We start from the raw sequence: 17,511 nt of genomic DNA, 5'->3' as shown, positions 1-17,511 counted from the left end.
CCGTGACCGGAAGAACCGCCCTCACCTACCTGAACGTCATCGCCAGCCGCCTTCTGGGCACCGGGGGCAACTTCCTGTTGCTGATCGTCATTGGACGGCTCTACGGGGCGGATGCAACCGGGCTTTTTTATGCGGTCCTGTCTTTCGGCTTCCTAACCTCAGTGATTGCCAATATGGGGCTCAGCCGTTTCACCCTGCGTCACGCAGGCGTGGATGGCGAGGGTACTAACGCGCAACCCGGACGTGCCGACCCCAACGCAATCAAAGCTATTGGTGGGATAATGGCGCTGCTGCCCCTGCTGGCGGGCGTGGCCGGATTGGCGCTGGGCGCTCGGCACCCTGACACGCTCAACCTCTATCCGCTTGGCCTACTCACAGGGGCGGCATTGGCATTGTTGCTGGTGGTCGCGGACCTTCTGAAAACCCAACACCGGCCCGGTCTGGCGTTGATTGTGGAAAACACTACTCTGCCTTGGCTGACCTTGCTGGCCGTGGGCCTTGTTGCCAGCATCGCCTCAACCGCGGCAACACCGGCAATGGCACTGACCCTATGCGCCCTCCTGCTGGCCAGCGTGCTTGCCATCACACAGGTCGGTGGCGATGTCCGTCAGGCGCGTAGCAAGATCGGGGCGCAATACGCCGTGCTGCTGCAGCAGAAACTGACCTTGGCCACCTATTGGCTCAACGGAGTTGTGGTGATGGGAGCGTCCCGGCTGGTGGGTCTTGTTGCGCCCCTACTGCTTAGTGCGGCGGACACCGGTGTGCTGGCCGCGGCCATCGGCCTTGTCTCACTAGGGGGAACGGTGCTGCAGGCCTCACAGGCCTATTTCGCCCCCCGCTTTGCCCGCGCATTTCGTGACGGCGCGCCGCGTCGCCTGCTGCGGGGCCTTCTGGTCTCCTGCACGATGAGTACCTTGCTGTTCCTGCCCATCGCGGCCCTGTGCTGGTTTTACCCTGCCGCCTTGCTGGGGCTTTTCGGGACCGAGTTCGTCGCCGCCGGAACCCTGATCCTGCCAATCCTTGCCACCGGTCAGGCCCTGCGGCTGCTGGCTGGAAATGCCGAGATCTTCCTGTCGATGATCGACCGCCCCCGCGCCGAACTGACGGCGCTGCTGCTCTCCATTGCCGTGTTCTTCGCCGTGCTGATGTTTGCCAGCGCGCCACAGTCGGTTGACACCCTCGCCCGCGCCTGCGCCGCAATGTTTGCCAGCCGTGGCGCGCTGTCCATGGGCTTCGCGCTTTGGGCGCTATGTGGCCTGTTTCCAACCAACGCCAAGGAGGCCTCATGACACCCATTGGCGGCCCTTTTCTTCCCCGCCGCGACAAACGTGCTGTGCTCTCGGTTGCGCTTATTCTGTCGCTGCCGGTGTTCTTTACCGTGCGAGGCGGATTCAGGTTGGCACCGTCCTATTCGGCCGAAACCATTGGTACCCTGCTCCTACCTGTTTCCTATCTGTTGATCTTACCCTTGACGGTTTTGTTTCTGCTGCGTGCCAAAACCTGGGCATTGCCAAAGCTGAGATTGCCGCTGCTCTACGCCACGATCATGATTTGCAGCTTGCTTCTTGGGTTGCTGATGGGGTGGGTCGACACAAATATCGCGCGCTCTGTGTTGCGTTGCGTGCAAACAATCTACCCGGTTACCGCCTTTGTGGCGGCTGTTTTTTTCTTTTCGCGCTGGCGGAACGATGACGACCGCGCACTGGCCATTGCACTTTTCTTCAAAGCTCTTTGCACGTGTTTCACCCTCTATTTGCTGCTGTACACATTGCAAACTGCAATCTCCGGCCCGACGTCACGTTTCTCCTCCCTGGCCGATCACATTGGTCCGTTCACAAATCCCAAAGTGAAGCGATTTTTTCCGGTGTTGCTGGCCTTTGCGGCCACCTATTTTATCGCCAGTGCCGTAAAACAGCGCGGCCTGAAACGAGGCCTCAGCCTGCTGATTGGCGGCCTTCTGATCTTGGGAGTGTCGGCCTACTGGTCGCGCACTGCGCTGCTGGCACTGGCAATCGGGTTATGGTGCGTGTTTTTTCAGATCCGTGGCATTCACAGCAAATATCTGGCCTTCTCCGGCACAGCCGCACTGTTGGTTGTTGCAGGGCTGTATTTAAGCACCGTCGACGATGGGGCCTTTGCGGGTCTTAGTCGCACGATCAACACATTGCTTCAGGTATCAGGCACCGGGGGCGAAACCAACGAAGGCGACACTGTCCGCGCCGACCGACTCGCCTTTGCCATTCAGGTGACCCTGTCACGCCCATTTGGGTCATCATTCGAACTTTACCAGCAATATCTATTTCCAATTGCGGATATTCCAATTGCCGAAAGCGGCTTTTTGGATGTCAGTGTCAGAGGAGGGGCGCCCGCCCTTGCTGTAATCATTGCCATGATCCTCAGGGCGGCGCACAACCTTCGCCGTGCGCACAACCAGCCGGGAATATCCAACATACTCCCGGCCTTTATTGGTTTGGTTCTAGCTTCATTCACATTCTTGCAGCTTGCGACGGAGGCCTATAGCTCAATCTTGTTCTGGTTTATGTTAGGCAGTTGCCATGTTTTGGTCCCCACCACCCCTCGGGAAACCCCGATGCAGGATTAGTGCGTGTGGTAAACAAGGCTATGCATGACCAACTCTGGGATATTGGTAAATCCAAAGGCCGAAGCGATGTTCATTTGTGTCAGCCCCGACGGCAGAGCACCCGCGCCTTGTGACAGCGGGGCGGCCCCATTAACCGAAATGGCAAAACTGCCGGCGGCAAAGCTGACCGCAACCCGCGCGGTGGTCCCAAGGCTATAGGCGGTTTCTGGTCCCGTCAGCACGGCCTGCGCCACGCCGCCGTCGTAGACGCCCAACACAAACCGGCCCAGCGCCTCATGGTAAAGCAAAGAGATCCGGCTGGCGGCAGACAGGCCGTCGTTGATCTCAAACACCCTGTCAAAACCACCGTTGGTGGATACCATGGTGAAATCGCAGACAATGGCGCCGCCAGAGCCGGACCACCACGTCCCCAGATCCAGATCCAACTGGTCAGGCGCGCCGCCGTTCACTCCGCAATGCAGCCCGCGCCGCCCACCGGACCAGTCAAAGGCGGGCGTGTCGTCTGGGACCTCTTGTAACAGGCCACTACGATCCGCGACGGTTTTTACCCCGTCCCGCGCAAAATTGAGGCTGGCAGGCCAGGCCCATTCAGGCCGGCCCTGCCCATAAACACACCGTTCAAAATCCAGCGTCAGGGCCGGTGGCACCCCACCGGGGCCACAATGGCGTGTGTTCCATGGTGGCGGGACTTGCCCGCTGGCCCGTGCAACAGATGTCACATCTAGACCGATCATTTGACAATATACCCGAAGATGTCGGTCGCCGTGGTGTCGGTGGCATAGACCCGACGCACACCCACCGGCAGGGTCACGTGATCCGCCACCGGCAGGGACACATCGCGGCCGTCCACCGTCTGGATCCGCAGCACCCCACCGCCTGCAACATAAAGCGCAACGGGAATCTGGCTCAGGTCGGTGCCATCGTCAGGGGTCACCGGCATCAGATCAGTGGCAGGGCCATTCAGGCCGGATGCATAGGTTGAAAAGGAATTGGACATAGGAGCCTCCGCAGGTTCTGGGCAAGTTCTGTTTCGCGCAGAACCCTATCCAGAAACCGATAAACACCGCGCTAACGCAGCGTACGGTGCTCTCTGCCCAGAGGCCTCTTAGCCGCCGTAGTACCCGTCATAACGATAGCTCTGCACCCCACCCTCAAAGCAATTCAGCACCGAAAGCACATCTGCCTCCACCGGCAAGGTGTCGCGCAGCTGGGCATAGGCGGTGCGCAGTTCGACCTGGCTGGCTTCGCCGAAACGGACACAGATCACCGCTGCATCCACCAGGGGGGCGATATACTGGGTGTCGACCACCGGGATCAGCGGAGCCGAGTCGATCACCACCACATCGAAGGCGGAGCGGGCGTTTGCCACCAGATCCCGGAATGCGTCCGATTGCAGCGGTGCATCTGTCGGCACATTGGCACGGCGGCTGCCCAAGATGATGCCAAGGCTGCTGAGTGGATCCAGCACATAGAATTCCTCAGCCGGATCGGTGCCTTTGGCGTCCGGGTGTGCTGCAGAGGACTGGCCCGCCTGCAGATACTCCAGCAGGCCAATCCCCGGTTCTTCGCGAATGAACTGATGGATCGACGGGTTGCGCAGATCGGCGTCAATCAGCAGCGTGCGCTTGCCTGCCAGCGCATAGGTGCGCGCCAGCGACAGGGCGGTTGTGGATTTGCCCTCTGCCGGAATTGCCGAGGTCACCAGCACAACGGCCCCACCTGCGCGGTCCCGCAAGGCCTGATCCACCGAGGCGCGCAGCTTGCGGAAGGCTTCGGCGAACTGGGTCATCGGTTCTTTTGACACCTTATCGGCCAGCGTATCCCGCCCTTGCTGATAAGACAGTTTCGGCACCACCGCGCCCACTTTCACTGGCACGATATTGCCCAGCTGGTTCGCCGAGGTGACACCGCCGTAGTAGAACTCTTTCAACAGCGCGAGGCCCACACCCAGCACAGACGCAAGGGTCAGCGCCATCGCCAGAACCAGTGTTTTATTGGGGTAGGACGGCTGGCTGGGCACCAGGGCTTCAGAGATCATGCGGCTGTCAGCGATTTGCACCACCGCCTGCGCTTCGAGATCACGCAACCGGCTGATGACATTGTCATAGAGCTGCTGCGCCGCAATTGCATCCCGGTTGAGGCCGTAGATCTCGGTCACGGTCTGGGAACTGAGGTCGCGCCCGGCCATCGCTTCTTGGATCTCGTCGAGGATACCTGCTTCGACCGTTGTTTCCTGCTGTACGTCCTGTTTTAGATCCGAAACCGCGGTGCGGGCGCGGTCTTGCAGGCGTTTGTCCAGATCGGCCAAGGCCCGGTCCAGATCCACCCGTGTTGTGCTGTCCGCCCCGGTGCCTTGCAGCTGCCGCAACAGGCCCTGACGTTCCTGTTCCAATGTGACAAGCGCCTGATCGCTAATCCTGTCGGCCAGCATGGACCAATTCTGTTGCGCAACGGCGGTATTGGCCGCGTCCAGCGATTGCCGCAACTCCCCGAGCCGCCCTGTCACATCCCCCAGCTGACCCTTGAGCGCGGCCAGCTGTTCGGTGCCCACCTCTTCGCTGAGCCGGTCGATATTGTCGGCCACATAGCGCCGCAGGGACTCATTGCTGCGGGCCAGACGCTGGCTGGCTTTGTCGCGCTCTTCCCGCAGCAGCTTGCTGGCGTTGTTGGAGGTTTCGATCCGGCTGGACACCTGCGCATCAATATAGGTCAGCGCGTGGGTATTGGCGATATGGGCAGATTGTTCGGGGTCGGTGCTGGTGACCTGCACCCCAACCAGATAGGTCAGCCCGCGCCGGCGCACCGTGAGGGCGTCATCAAACTTCTTCAGGCTCTCGTTCAGCAGCGCCTGCCCCGTAGGGGGCGGCGGCAATTCCATGCCCAAGACCGCGCGGAACTTGTCAAACAGGCCCACAGAGCGGCCAAATTCCTCGGATTTGTGCAGCTTGGCCGTCTCAATGGTCTTTAGCGCCAATCGCGAGGATTTCAGGATCTCGACCTCGGTCTCAATCTGCGTGGTTTCGACATTGGAATTGGCTGCGGCCGCGACGGTTGGGTTCAGCAGGTTGGTTTCCTGAGGGTTCACCCGGATCAGTGCCATGGCCGTGTATTGCGGCGTGGTGCGGATCACAAAAACAAAAGCCAGCGCCAGCACGATCACCACTGTCATCACAATCAAACGCAGCTGCCGCCGCAGGATGGCAAAGACTTCGCGCAGGTCGACAATGTCTTCATTCAATTGGTTCATTCTTCGATGTCCTGAAATGCTGCTGCAGCCGGTGCAGCCGTGTTGGTCTGAGAAACGGAAATGACTTTTGGCGCGGATCCGTCCGGCATCAGCCGCACGGCGCCCAATTGGCCCGAAAGATAGGCCCCCAGATCGGTATTGATCCGGCGCGAGGTCACGAGGGTCTGATCCACCGGGATATGCCCATGCACCAGCACCTGATCCGAGGCGCTGTGATCGGCCAGTTCAGGAGGCCCCCACAACAGCCGTTCCTGCGATTGCCGGGCAGCGGGGGCCCCCAGATCATACCCCGCATGGGCAAAGCGGTAACGCCCCGCCTCCAGCCCGCAGGGCAGCGCGGCCAGAAACTGGCGGTGGGCCGCAGGAATGGCGGTCTGCACCTTATGGCTGAGCAGGGCACCATCGGCCTCAAACCCGGCGCCGCTCTCGGGGGTGATCGCATAGGATCGCAGGGTTTCTGCCCCGCCATAGTGCAGCCAACGCAGATTGCGGGCAGGCGCGGCAAGGAACTGTTCGAACATCTGTTCGTGGTTGCCGCGCAGGGTCACCCGGTCAAACCCCACCGGCGCTGGGTCCAGCAAACGGGCCACAACACCGGCGCTGTCCGGTCCCCGGTCAATCACATCGCCAAGGCAGACAATCAGCTTGCGCCCCGGCAGCGCCGCGCCATCGACGATGATTGCCTCTTCCAGTTGCTGGAACAGCGACAGGCAGCCATGAATGTCCCCGATGGCATAGATTGCCGCCGGAAATCCGGCCAGCCGCAGGATTTTGGGGGCCGCGGTCTCTGCGGGTTTACGGCCAAAGAGCCACCTCATGACGTCCCCCTCGAATACGACCGCCGGGCCAGCCCAAGCGCAATCAAAGTCACATACAAATAGGTGTTCGCGGCAATCTCGAGGCTGAAGTCCCCCAGCGAATGCGCTGCCGCAACAGCCATCACCGCAACCGCCACCACCGCTGGCAGATAGGCCAGTTCACGCCGCCTGATGGCGCGGATCAACACAATCAAGACGGCAATCTGCACCCCGATCACCACGGTGCCCAAGGGCAGCCCCAACTCGGCCCAAAGCGTCAGGTAACTGTTGTGCGGCTGCGCCCAGGTGCGATCCATCCGCAGCGCCGGCTGGTGGAACATCTCAAAGGCCAGCGGAAAACTGTCGAGCCCGTAGCCCAGCCAGGGGCGGGCCAGGATCATATCCCAGGTCTGGCTGAACAGCTGCAGCCTGTGGCGGCTGTCGACAAAACTGTAAACCAGCCGCTCGGCGGTGACATCCCGCCCCATCAGCAGGACCGCCCCCAAGGCCAGCCCCAACCCGCCGATGCCACAAACCAGCGCCACCCGCGCCGCCGTCATGCCGGTTTTCAGCAGCACCAAAACCGTGACGCTGACAATGCCCAGAAGACCCACCATCAGCCCCAGCCGGGATCCGGTGGCAAACAGCGCCGCCAGCACCACCATGAGCCAAACAAGATGCACCAGACTGTCCAGCGTCAGCCCCTGATAAGAAGACCGCAACCGCGGGGACCGCGCCCGCGGCCCACGCATCTGAACCCAGAGGCGCGCGGTGCCAATCACCAGCCCAAAGGCCAGATAGGTGGCAAAGGAGTTCCGGTTGATAAAGGTGCCGGTCGCAACGCCCTTATACGCCGTCTTTGGTCCAAACAGCAGCGTGTCGCCAAAAAAAGTCAGCGACATCAGCCCCCAGATCGCATGGGCCACAATCCCACAATAGATCCAGAACAACAGACGTTCGACCCGGTAGCGGTTGGTGCCGATCTCCAGCACCAGAACAAACAACACCCCATAAGAGGCCAACCGGATCAACCCCAGACCGGTCGCTGTGGGACTGAAACTGGCGGTCACGGGGTGCAGAGAATCAGGCAGACCGTGCCAGACAGCCCCCAAACCACCCCAAATGGGCAACAGTTGTAAGGCCACCCCCAACAGGATCAGCCCAACCGACCAAAACAGCCAACGGGCACGGGCAAATTGCAGCGGTCGGCCCGGATCAACATAAAGGATGGCCAGAAGATACCCCGCCAGCATCAACGCCAGCGCCACCGTCGCCGCCATCCAGGCAAGCGCCGTATTGGCCCCATAGGGGATCGGGATCAGCACCAGAAAAAGCGCCACTAGAAACGCCATCAGATTGTTCACCGCTGTGGCTGCTTTCGGCGACTGCCGTTGCGCTTCTGACGCCAATTCCACCGTTTCAAACACCAGCGCATCGCCGTGTTGCGGTGCCGGTTGAACGGGGCTGTCTGGGTGATCCAAGGTCTGGGCCTGCCGCGACCTGTCCGGCGTTTGCAACACCCGCGGCGCGGTCTGGTCAAAATCCATCATGACCCGGCCTCCGCATTGTTATTCGCCTCTGCCGCCGCTTTGCGCAGCCCTTTCAGAAACCTGCGTTGATCGGCTTGGTCAGCGGCTCCGACGATGTCTGTGATCCACTGCCGCTGATCTACATTGCGCCGGTACATCTGCACCAGTTGTGGCAGGTAGGCCTCGCTGGACAGCACCACGGCCACATCGGCGCCCAGCGCTTGCCGCAACGCGGTCAGCGCGCTCACCTCCCCTGCCGCAAAGGCCAGTCGCAACCGACGCGCGGCCAGCCAGCCCTCATGTCGGGCAAGACGATGCGACAACAGCAGGCTGTCCACCATATCCTGCGGCTGTCCCAGGGTGCGAAACGCCCCCGCTCGCACCAGATGCGCCGCGCTTGAGCTGGGCGAGGTTTGCAGGATCGCTTCCGCCCGCGCCAGACAGGCCGCCGCCACCTTTTCGGCCGGGGCACCGCGCCGCAGCTGGGCAAAGACCGAGACCATCAGATCATCGCAATCCGCCATCTGCGCCCGCTGCGCCCGCACGGAGGGTGCAGGGGCAAAAACCAAGGGGGCTGCATCCACCCGCAGATACACAAGCGCCGGATCGCGTCCGGTCTGTGCCATCAGATCCAGCTCAGCCGGGATCCGCGCCGCTGCCGCCACAAACAGCGCCAGACATCCCGCCAGCAACGCGGCGCGCGCCACACTCACCCCACGCATTGGCACCGCCCGCCAGCCTCACCGAACGTATGGCTTTTTAACCTTTTGTCTCGCCTGTTGCGCAATTTGCCCCCTGATTCCGCCTCATTCTCCTGCCATCCCAAACACAAGCGTTGGCCCGTCGCCCCCATTCGACCGGTGCTACCGCCCAAAGTCTGCCAAAGGCAGACGGATGCGTCGTTGAAGAACTCCGACCCCTTCCTATCCTGATTTCACCGCATTTTTCCGGCCCTGCCGGTTTCTAGCCAGTGAGTGTAACGATGAAACGAGACCTTCTCGGCGGTCTCGAACGGCGACGTGTTGCGTTTCGCCGGGCGAGTGTCCTATTGCCTGCTGCCCTGCTCTTCACCCTCAGCACCCTTGGGTCTGCTGCCCTGCCGACGCAGGCACTGGCCCAGTCGGTCATTCGGATCAGCAATGACGGCGGCGGCAGCCTGCCCGCCCGGCTGAAACAGATCCGCAGCATCCGTGCCAACGGCCAGCGTGTCGAAATCCGCAGAGGCTTCTGCAATTCGGCATGCACCCTCTATCTGGGTCTGGCCAACACCTGCGTCAGCCCCAATGCGCGATTCGGCTTCCATGGGCCACAACTGGCCACCCGGGGCCTCAACATGCTGCCCAAGCAGTTCGACGAATGGTCGCGCACAATGGCGTCACACTATCCGGCCGAACTGCAAAGCTGGTTCATGGGATCTGCCCGCTACTCGCGCAAGCTCATCACTTTGAAGGGCAGTCAGCTGATCGCCATGGGGGTGCAACGCTGCACCTGATCCATCCCTGCATTGAGGCCCAAGGACCCAAATCCAGAGATCGGCACCAGATTTAAGCCGGGCTGCCACCGATTTCGGTCAGATCCACCTCATCCGCACCCCCCGAGCTCACCTGCTCGGCGATCTCCGCCAGCTGTTCGCCAACGCCGCTTTCCTCGGACACGGTTTCGGAAATATCCGCAATCACATCGCCCAAAGCAGCCCCAAGGGTGGGTTCCGTCTGCGCCGCCGCGACGGCCACCGTGGCCAGGCTGCCCAGCAGCCCATCCACAACGCTGGGTGGCAATGTCGCCTGTGCCAGCTTGATCTCGGCCAGAGCCACTTTCAGTGCTGCACTGCACCCAAGAGGGTCAGACTGGCAGTTGGCCAAAAGACCGCTGAAATCAATATCGGGTGCCGTTTGGGCCGCCGCCCCCAAGGGCGAAAGAAAAATCACACCAGCACAGAGGCCGGCTTTCGCAATAGTCTTCAACATAAATCTGTCTCCAGGAAGGAACAAAATACCTGTCCCCGATTGTGCAAATGGCACTGGGGTGTACCCGGCAACTTCTACCGTCTTTGCAACAAGACTGTAAAGAAATCCCAGCAACTTTAGCGAGAAGGAGGCCCTTTCCCGCCCAGGCGCAACCGCGAGCAGAGCAATCTGGGGGACGATTTCCCCTATTTGGCTTCCTTGTCCAAAATTGGGGCAAGGCTGCCGGATTCGGCGGCACGCTGCAAACCACGAACTGACTGGTTGACAGCCCAAGGCCCAAGGCGCATTCCCAGAACAAAGAACCGCATAGCACAGGCAGACCCGATGACAGAGCGCCGCTTCCCCCCGTTGCAGGATAACCAATGGCCCGAAAGCGCCGCAGCGCTGGAGGACAGTTTTGCAACCAAGCTGAACGTCTACCGGACCATGGCGCATAATCCGGCACTGTTGAATGCCTGGGCGCCGCTGCGGCAGCATGTGGTACTGGACAACGCTTTGGGCAATGAACTGTCCGAAGTGGCAATTCTGCGCACTGGCCACCGGCTGGGCTCGTCCTACGAGTGGGCGCAGCATGTGCACCGCGCCCGTGCCTGTGGCATGAGCGATTCCCGCATCAACAAGGTGCGCGGCCCGCTGGAGGGCATGCGCAGGGATGATGCAACCGTCGCCCGCGCCGTGGATGAGCTGTTCTACGAAAAACGCCTGTCGCCGCACACCCAGCAGGCACTGGTGGATCTGGTGGGCAAGGACGGCATGTTTGATGTCATCGCCACCGTCGGCTTCTACTCGACGCTGGGCTATATCCTGAACTCCTGCGAAACCCCGCTGGATGATGACATCGCCGCAGCGCTGGCGGAAAAACCCTTCGATCCGTGAAGGCTTTCATCTTGCCCGGAAACTCTGGGTGAATTGGCCCTCAGGCCAAGAGGGCAAGGCCCTAAAATACTCAGTTCAAATGCAAAACGGCGCCCCATGAGGCGCCGCTTCTGTGTCTGCGATATGTGGAAAATCAACCCGCAGCGACAAAGGCTGCGATGCCGGCCTCAGCCACTTCACGATCCTGCGCCGGGGTGCCCGAAGACACGCCAATGCCCCCCACCACCGCACCATTAACCTCCACTGGCAGGCCACCGCCAACCACCATCAGGCGGCCACCAATGGCAGACGCGATCCCATAGGCGGGTTTGCCGGGCTGGCTGACCTCGCCATACTCATGGGTTGCCTTCTTGGCCCCCGCTGCGGTGAAGGCCTTGTCTATCGCAATGGTCGAGGAGGTCACTTTCCCCCCGTCCATCCGTTCAAAGGCCACCAGATTGCCGCCTTCATCGGTGATCGCGATGCACATGGGCACCCCGATCTCCTCGGCTTTGGCACGGGCGCCCGCGATCATCACGCGGGCCTCCGCGCTGTCGAGACGTTGAATAGTGAGCATGGATCCTCCTCCCTTTCCGCAGCGCTGCTTACAGCGCTTTGGCTTCACGACGGCGGGCATGCAGCACCGGCTCGGTATAGCCCGAGGGCTGCTCGACCCCTTTAAAGATCAGGTCACAGGCAGCGGCAAAGGCCACCCCGTCAAAGCCAGGCGCCATCGGCTGATAGGCCGCATCCCCGGCGTTCTGACGATCCACTTCCAGCGCCATCCGTTTCAGGCTGTCCATCACCTGATCCTCGGTCACCAGACCATGCACCAGCCAGTTGGCCAGATACTGCGAGGAAATCCGCAGGGTGGCGCGGTCTTCCATCAGTCCCACATCGTTGATGTCGGGCACTTTGGAACAGCCCACACCCTGATCGATCCAGCGCACAACATAGCCCAGGATGCCTTGGCAGTTGTTGTCCAGATCGCGGCGCACCTCGTCCTGGGTCAGGTTGCGGCCGGACAGCAGCGGTGGCGTCAGCAGATCCGTCAAGCTGGCGGCTTCGCGCGATTTCAGCGCCTCCTGTTCGGCAAAGACATCGACCTGATGGTAATGGGTTGCGTGCAGGGTTGCTGCGGTGGGTGAAGGCACCCAAGCGGTGTTGGCGCCGGATTTCGGGTGGCCGATTTTGGCCTCCAGCATCTCGGACATCATGTCGGGCTTGGCCCACATGCCTTTGCCGATCTGGCCCTTGCCCTGCATGCCCGACGACAGGCCCGCATCCACGTTGCCGTTTTCATAGGTCGACAGCCAAACCGCGGTTTTCATCTCATCCTTCGGGATGAAGGCGCCTGCCTGCATCGAGGTGTGGATTTCATCCCCGGTGCGATCGAGGAAGCCGGTGTTGATAAAGACCAGTCGGTCCTTCACTGCGCGGATACATTCACGCAGGTTGGCCGAGGTGCGGCGCTCTTCGTCCATCACACCCAGTTTTACGGTGTTTTCCGCCAGTCCCAGGATCTGTTCCACACGGGCGTAGGTGGTGTTGGCAAAGGCAACCTCTTCAGGGCCGTGCATCTTGGGTTTCACCACATAGACCGAGCCTGCGCGCGAGTTGCGGGCGCCGCTGGATTTGTTCAGGTCGTGCATGGCGCAGGCCACGGTGACCAGCGCGTCCAGCATACCTTCGGGGGTTTCTTCGCCATTCAGCTTTACCGCGTCGGTGGTCATCAGGTGACCCACGTTACGCACCAGCAGCAGGGCACGACCCGCCAAGGTGACTTCGCCACCCTCGGGGCCGGTCAGCACCTTGTCGCCGTTCAGACGGCGGGTCATTTCCTTGCCGCCTTTGCTAAAGGTTTCCGCCAGATCGCCTTTCATCAGGCCCAGCCAGTTTTTGTAAACGGCCACTTTGTCTTCAGCGTCCACCGCCGCAACCGAATCTTCGCAGTCCTGAATGGCGGTCAGAGCGCTTTCCAGCACAACGTCACGCAGACCGGCGGGATGGGCCGCGCCGACCACATGGGACGGGTCGATCAGCAGTTCGATATGCATCCCGTTATGCACCAGCATATAGGAGGCTGTTTCACCCTCTTCGGTGTACCCGACAAAGCCCGACGGATCCGCAAAGCCAACGGTTTCGCCTGCAACCTCGGCCACCAGCGCAGCACCGTCACGACGGTAAGCGGTCACATCCGCGTGGCTGCGCGATGCCAACGGCACTGCCTTGTCGAGGAAGTCTGCCGACCAGGCCACTGCCTGCGCGCCGCGTTTGGGATCATAGCCCTTGCCCTCAGGTGCGCCCGGCAGCGCGTCGGTGCCGTAAAGCGCATCGTAGAGCGAGCCCCAGCGGGCATTGGCAGCGTTCAGGGCAAAACGGGCGTTCATCACGGGCACCACAAGCTGCGGACCGGCAATTGTCGCAATCTCGGGATCCACGTTCTGGGTGTTGACTTCGAAGTCACCGCCCTCTTCCACCAGATAGCCGATGCCACGCAGGAAGGTTTCATAGGCCACCGCATCCCACGGCTGGCCTTTGCGGGCCTTCAGCCAAGTGTCGATCTGCCCCTGCATCTCGCCACGCACAGCCAGCAAGCGGCGGTTTTCCGGCGCCAGATCCGCCAGCAGGTCGGCATAGCCCTGCCAAACAGCATCCGCGTCCAGACCCAGCCCGGGCAGCACTTCGGTTTCCATCAACTCTGCAAGTTCCTGAGCCACGTCCAGCCCAGCACGCGATACATATGCGCTCATCTTGTTACTCCTCGTATTCTTTGCGCACCATTGTATACCTTGGCGCGCACAGCGTCTTGCACATTGGACAAAATTTCCACATTGTGGAAAGATCCTCCAAGGCAGCAGGAATCCAAAGGCTTATGAGCGAACGGCAAAGCAGTGGCGTGCAATCAGTGCAGCGGGCGATGGCCCTGCTGGAACGGATCGCGGCCTCGTCCTGTGGCGCACGACTCACCGATCTGGCGCGGGATGCGGGGCTGGCGGCCTCAACCGTGCACCGGTTGCTGACAACGTTGGAACAAAGTGGGTTTGTGCATGCCGATGCCGCCTCCGGCCGTTGGCATGTGGGGCAACGTGCCTTTGCGGTGGGGGCCGCCTACACCAAACAGCGCAGCTTTGTGGCCCCCGCGTTTGCCCTTCCTGAAACGGCTGCGCGACACCACGCGGGAAACCGCCAACCTTGGCGTGATCGAGGATGGTGAGGTGGTGACGCTGAGCCAGGTCGAAAGCCGCGAGATCATGCGCGCCATTTCCCCGCCCGGTGGCCGCGTGCCGGTGATGTGTTCCGGCATGGGCAAGGCGATCCTGGCCACCTGGGAAGACACCGCCATTGACCGCGCCATTGAACGTCACGGGCTGCGGGCCATGACCAAGCGGTCGTTGACCAGCCCCGACGCCGTTCACAGCGAGATCCGCAACATCCGCCAGCGCGGTTATGCGCTGGATGATGAGGAGTTTGTGATGGGCCTGCGCTGCGTGGCGGCCGTCGTTTGGGGCCCGTCGGGGGAACCCGCCTGCGCCATTTCCGTCTCTGGCCTTGCATCGCGGATGACACCGGAAAAGGTGCAGCAAACCGGTGTGACCGTGCAGAGATTGGCGCGTGAATTGACCGAGGTTCTGGGCGGCAAAGCACCGGATTGACCGCGGCAACGCCCCGGTTGTCGCAGGAATCACGTCAACGATCCGACGTCTGAAAATCGGCAGAACCCGCCTGAAAGCCCGCCCAAAGTCGGATCCGCCCCTCCCAAAGGAGGGTCTGGACCCTCCTTATCCGACCGCGCTTGGACCTTTGCCACGGCCCCGAGCGGTTCATGCAAGCGTCATGCCAGCCTATACTGAAGAAGAAGATTAATAAGTAACTTGTTAAACCGAGAAAGGCAGGTCGAGCGGCCCATGCGTATTCTTCTCGCGGATGATCATCTGCTATTGATCGAGATGATTGCAACATACCTCGCCCAGGACGAGACAGTCACCGTAGATAAGGTTGGCACCCTCCCGGCAGCGTTGCAACTCTTGGCAACTGGAAAATTCTACGACCTCGTCGTGCTGGACTATCAAATGCCCGGCATGAATGGTCTCAGCGGTCTGAAACAGGTCATGGCCGCCGAAAACGTGCAACATGTGGCCGTCATGTCCGGCCAGATCCCCAAAACCGAAGCGCGCGAAGCCTTCCGACTGGGGGCTGTTGGCGTGATCGCCAAGTCGGTTTCGGCCAACTACTTCGTGCAGACGCTGAAATACCTCGCGATGGGGGGCAAACACATGCCGGAGGAATTCACCGGCACGGACCCCGAAGAGGAAGAGAACCCCTATTTCGACACGCTGTCGCGGCGCGAACGGGAGATCTTGCGCGAAATTGCCACCGGCAAAACCAACAAGCTGATCGCCTATGAGCTGGGGATCCGCGAGACAACGGTGAAACAGTTCGTCACGCTGATCAATAAGAAGCTCAACGTGCAGAACCGGACCCAGGCCGCCCTGCTGGCGCGGGATTACGGGCTGGTCTGACGCGCCACACCACAGCTTTACAATGTCCCTACCCCTGCCCGGCGTCCGCGCCGGGCCTTTTTGGACTCAGCGGCGGGCTGTGGCCTTCAGGTGATCCAGAAACAGCCTGAGCGGCATCATATTGCGGTACTCGGTTGGGAAATAGAAATGCACCGCAGGCACCTGTGCCTGATAGGTGGTCAGCAACTCAATCAAATCGCCGCGTTGCAGATCGGCCAGGCAATAATCACGGAAGGTGAAACTCAGCCCCAGACCTTGTTTCGCCATATCTATCGCAACGGGCGAGGAGTTGGCGATCAACCCGCCGCGCACCTCAACCTGAAACATCCCTTCCGGCCCGTTAAAGGCCCACGGCGCCACCACGCCGGAACTGGGAAAACGGTAGCGGATGCAGTTGTGGCTTAGCAGATCCTGCGGGGTATCGGGCGCGCCATAGGTATCGACATACTCCGGACTGGCCACCACCACACTACGCAGCGGATCAGTCAGCGCCACCGCCACCATATCCTCGGCCACCAGTCCGCCCAGACGGAAGCCGCCATGCATGCCTTCGCCCACCACGTCGGACAGGGCATCGGTCATCGCCAGCTCAACCTCGATCTCGGGGTAGCTTTTCTGGAACTCCGCCAGACTGTGCTGCAGCAGCAGGAAATAGGCAAATTCCGGCACCGCCAGCCGCAACTGACCGCGGGCGGAATGGCCGGTGCTGCGCGCCGCCTCCAGCCCGTGAGTGATCTGCTCAAACGCCGGCCCGATGTCACGTTGCAGGGCGCGGCCGGCCTCGGTCAGGTTGATCGAACGGGTGGTGCGGATAAACAGCGCCGCGCCGATCTGCTCTTCCAGAGTTTTCAGCTGCTGGCTGACCGTGGCGGGTTTCACACCAAGCACCTCAGCCGCACCGCGCAGGGTGCCGGCCCGGACAATGGCATCAAAAACTTCGAGGGTAAGCAAAGGCAGGCGCATTATTCGACATTACCTAATAGTGAGGTTGATTTCGAGTAAATTGTTAGACCGAGCAACAAGGCATAGTTTCGTCTCAACAGCTTCACTGATCGAAAGGCAAACGCCATGACCCGCATTCTTATCCTCGTCACCAACCACACCCGTTTTGACAATCCCAAGGCGGAACCCACAGGCCTGTGGCTGTCCGAACTGAGCCATTTCTTCGATGTCTTTGACGGCACTGATGTCGAGATACAGATTGCCAGCCCCAAAGGCGGCGACATTGCTATTGACCCGCGCAGCCTGCGGTTTCCGGTCTATGACAAAGCCACCCGCGCCCGCCATCAGGACCCGCGTTTTATGGCGCTGCTGAAGAATACCCCGTCGATCCACGAAGTGGACTGGTCGCGCTATGATGCGGTCTATTTCGCGGGGGGCCATGGCGCCATGTGGGACTTTGCCGAAGACCGCGCGCTGCACGTCAAAACGACCGAACTCTATGAACGCGGTGGTGTGGTCTCTGCCGTCTGCCACGGTGTGGCCGCGCTACAAAATGTCCGTCTGAGCACGGGGGAAATGCTGCAGGCGGGCAAACGCGGCACAGGCTTTGCCTATTTTGACGAGGCGGTTGCCGGGGTGCGCAAACTGGTGCCTTACAACATGCAGGATCGCCTGAAACAGGCGGGGCTGCGCTATTCCAAAGCGTTTCTGCCGCTGCCCAAACATGTGGTGGTGGACGGCACCCTGATCACCGGCCAGAACACGAATTCCCCCACCGGCACCGCCCAGGCTGTGCGTCAGGCGCTGGCGGCCTGACCGCTACGGCCCTTCGATCCCCGGTCCAAAAACAAGAAATCCCGGTCTGGGGAGACCGGGATTTGGGGACTTGATCAGGGGAGAGAAAAAGAACAGGTAAAAGAGGAGCGCGAGTGAGGGGGGGGGACATCGAAAACAACGGTTGACTGCCTTACGTGTTTTCTAACTCTCGCGCTCCTTTGTACTCGTTACTGATACTCGATACAGGTCACTTAGAACTTTGGAACTCATCA

18 protein-coding genes are annotated in these 17,511 nt (G+C 61.0%); 8 read left to right on the top strand and 10 right to left on the bottom strand.

Annotated features, from left to right (window positions below; translation table 11 throughout):
* Positions 1-2: 2 nt before the first annotated feature.
* Both SIC14_RS06185 and SIC14_RS06180 read left to right on the top strand, forming a co-directional pair.
* A complete protein-coding gene (locus SIC14_RS06185; protein ID WP_412564952.1) occupies positions 3-1,289 on the top strand; it encodes a lipopolysaccharide biosynthesis protein in 1,287 nt (428 codons plus the stop codon).
* Positions 1,286-2,602 (top strand): hypothetical protein, encoded by a 1,317-nt coding sequence (locus SIC14_RS06180; protein WP_412564951.1) that lies wholly within the window; start codon positions 1,286-1,288, stop codon positions 2,600-2,602. Before SIC14_RS06185 ends, SIC14_RS06180 begins: the two co-directional genes overlap by 4 nt.
* Here SIC14_RS06180 and SIC14_RS06175 read toward each other — a convergent pair.
* The 6 genes from SIC14_RS06175 to SIC14_RS06150 all read right to left on the bottom strand — a co-directional run bounded on the left by SIC14_RS06175 (position 2,599) and on the right by SIC14_RS06150 (position 8,897).
* Positions 2,599-3,336 (bottom strand): hypothetical protein, encoded by a 738-nt coding sequence (locus SIC14_RS06175; RefSeq protein WP_412564950.1) that lies wholly within the window; start codon positions 3,334-3,336, stop codon positions 2,599-2,601. The genes SIC14_RS06180 and SIC14_RS06175 overlap by 4 nt on opposite strands.
* The gene (locus SIC14_RS06170; RefSeq protein ID WP_412564949.1) at positions 3,333-3,599 is read right to left on the bottom strand and encodes a hypothetical protein; all 267 of its coding nucleotides are present in this window, start codon (positions 3,597-3,599) and stop codon (positions 3,333-3,335) included. Before SIC14_RS06170 ends, SIC14_RS06175 begins: the two co-directional genes overlap by 4 nt.
* A 108-nt stretch (positions 3,600-3,707) precedes the next feature.
* Positions 3,708-5,849 (bottom strand): GumC family protein, encoded by a 2,142-nt coding sequence (locus SIC14_RS06165; RefSeq protein WP_412564948.1) that lies wholly within the window; start codon positions 5,847-5,849, stop codon positions 3,708-3,710.
* Positions 5,846-6,667, bottom strand: coding sequence for a metallophosphoesterase (locus SIC14_RS06160; RefSeq protein ID WP_412564947.1), 822 nt, complete (start codon positions 6,665-6,667; stop codon positions 5,846-5,848). Before SIC14_RS06160 ends, SIC14_RS06165 begins: the two co-directional genes overlap by 4 nt.
* Positions 6,664-8,196, bottom strand: coding sequence for an O-antigen ligase family protein (locus tag SIC14_RS06155; RefSeq protein ID WP_412564946.1), 1,533 nt, complete (start codon positions 8,194-8,196; stop codon positions 6,664-6,666). Before SIC14_RS06155 ends, SIC14_RS06160 begins: the two co-directional genes overlap by 4 nt.
* Positions 8,193-8,897: a hypothetical protein gene (locus SIC14_RS06150; protein WP_412564945.1), complete on the bottom strand. Its 705-nt coding sequence runs from the start codon at positions 8,895-8,897 to the stop codon at positions 8,193-8,195. The genes SIC14_RS06155 and SIC14_RS06150 overlap by 4 nt, the downstream gene beginning before the upstream one ends.
* 260 nt (positions 8,898-9,157) lie before the next feature.
* Between SIC14_RS06150 and SIC14_RS06145 the strand changes: the two genes are divergently transcribed.
* Positions 9,158-9,667 (top strand): hypothetical protein, encoded by a 510-nt coding sequence (locus SIC14_RS06145; RefSeq protein WP_412564944.1) that lies wholly within the window; start codon positions 9,158-9,160, stop codon positions 9,665-9,667.
* Positions 9,668-9,719: 52 nt separating this feature from the next.
* On the opposite strand, the gene SIC14_RS06140 is transcribed toward SIC14_RS06145, so the two are convergent.
* Complete coding sequence (locus tag SIC14_RS06140) at positions 9,720-10,142, bottom strand: hypothetical protein (protein ID WP_412564943.1); 423 nt, start codon at positions 10,140-10,142, stop codon at positions 9,720-9,722.
* A 324-nt stretch (positions 10,143-10,466) separates the two neighbouring features.
* On the opposite strand from SIC14_RS06140, the gene SIC14_RS06135 reads away from it, so the two are divergent.
* Positions 10,467-11,018 carry a carboxymuconolactone decarboxylase family protein gene (locus tag SIC14_RS06135; protein ID WP_412564942.1) on the top strand — a complete coding sequence of 184 codons (552 nt, stop codon included), beginning with the start codon at positions 10,467-10,469 and terminating at the stop codon, positions 11,016-11,018.
* A 133-nt stretch (positions 11,019-11,151) separates the two neighbouring features.
* Here SIC14_RS06135 and SIC14_RS06130 read toward each other — a convergent pair whose 3' ends face one another.
* Positions 11,152-11,574, bottom strand: coding sequence for a GlcG/HbpS family heme-binding protein (locus SIC14_RS06130; protein WP_412564941.1), 423 nt, complete (start codon positions 11,572-11,574; stop codon positions 11,152-11,154).
* A gap of 28 nt (positions 11,575-11,602) precedes the next feature.
* A complete protein-coding gene (locus SIC14_RS06125; protein WP_412564940.1) occupies positions 11,603-13,750 on the bottom strand; it encodes a malate synthase G in 2,148 nt (715 codons plus the stop codon).
* A gap of 122 nt (positions 13,751-13,872) precedes the next feature.
* On the opposite strand from SIC14_RS06125, the gene SIC14_RS06120 reads away from it, so the two are divergent.
* From SIC14_RS06120 to SIC14_RS06110, 3 genes are all read left to right on the top strand, one after another.
* Entirely contained in the window at positions 13,873-14,214 is a 342-nt protein-coding gene (locus SIC14_RS06120; RefSeq protein ID WP_412564939.1) for a helix-turn-helix domain-containing protein, read from the top strand.
* Complete coding sequence (locus SIC14_RS06115; protein ID WP_412564938.1) at positions 14,144-14,653, top strand: IclR family transcriptional regulator; 510 nt, start codon at positions 14,144-14,146, stop codon at positions 14,651-14,653. Before SIC14_RS06120 ends, SIC14_RS06115 begins: the two co-directional genes overlap by 71 nt.
* 252 nt (positions 14,654-14,905) lie before the next feature.
* Positions 14,906-15,520: a LuxR C-terminal-related transcriptional regulator gene (locus tag SIC14_RS06110; protein WP_412564937.1), complete on the top strand. Its 615-nt coding sequence runs from the start codon at positions 14,906-14,908 to the stop codon at positions 15,518-15,520.
* Positions 15,521-15,586: 66 nt separating this feature from the next.
* Here SIC14_RS06110 and SIC14_RS06105 read toward each other — a convergent pair whose 3' ends face one another.
* A complete protein-coding gene (locus SIC14_RS06105; protein WP_412564936.1) occupies positions 15,587-16,483 on the bottom strand; it encodes a LysR family transcriptional regulator in 897 nt (298 codons plus the stop codon).
* A gap of 105 nt (positions 16,484-16,588) precedes the next feature.
* Here SIC14_RS06105 and SIC14_RS06100 point away from each other — a divergent pair, with 105 nt between their 5' ends.
* Entirely contained in the window at positions 16,589-17,278 is a 690-nt protein-coding gene (locus tag SIC14_RS06100; RefSeq protein ID WP_412564935.1) for a type 1 glutamine amidotransferase domain-containing protein, read from the top strand.
* Positions 17,279-17,511: the final 233 nt, after the last annotated feature.

The sequence above is a fragment of the Thalassobius sp. MITS945101 genome, assembly GCF_047123305.1.
Taxonomy (GTDB): Bacteria; Pseudomonadota; Alphaproteobacteria; order Rhodobacterales; family Rhodobacteraceae; genus Thalassobius.
Note: the sequence above shows the minus strand (reverse complement) of the source record. Positions and strands in the feature narration are given on the sequence as shown.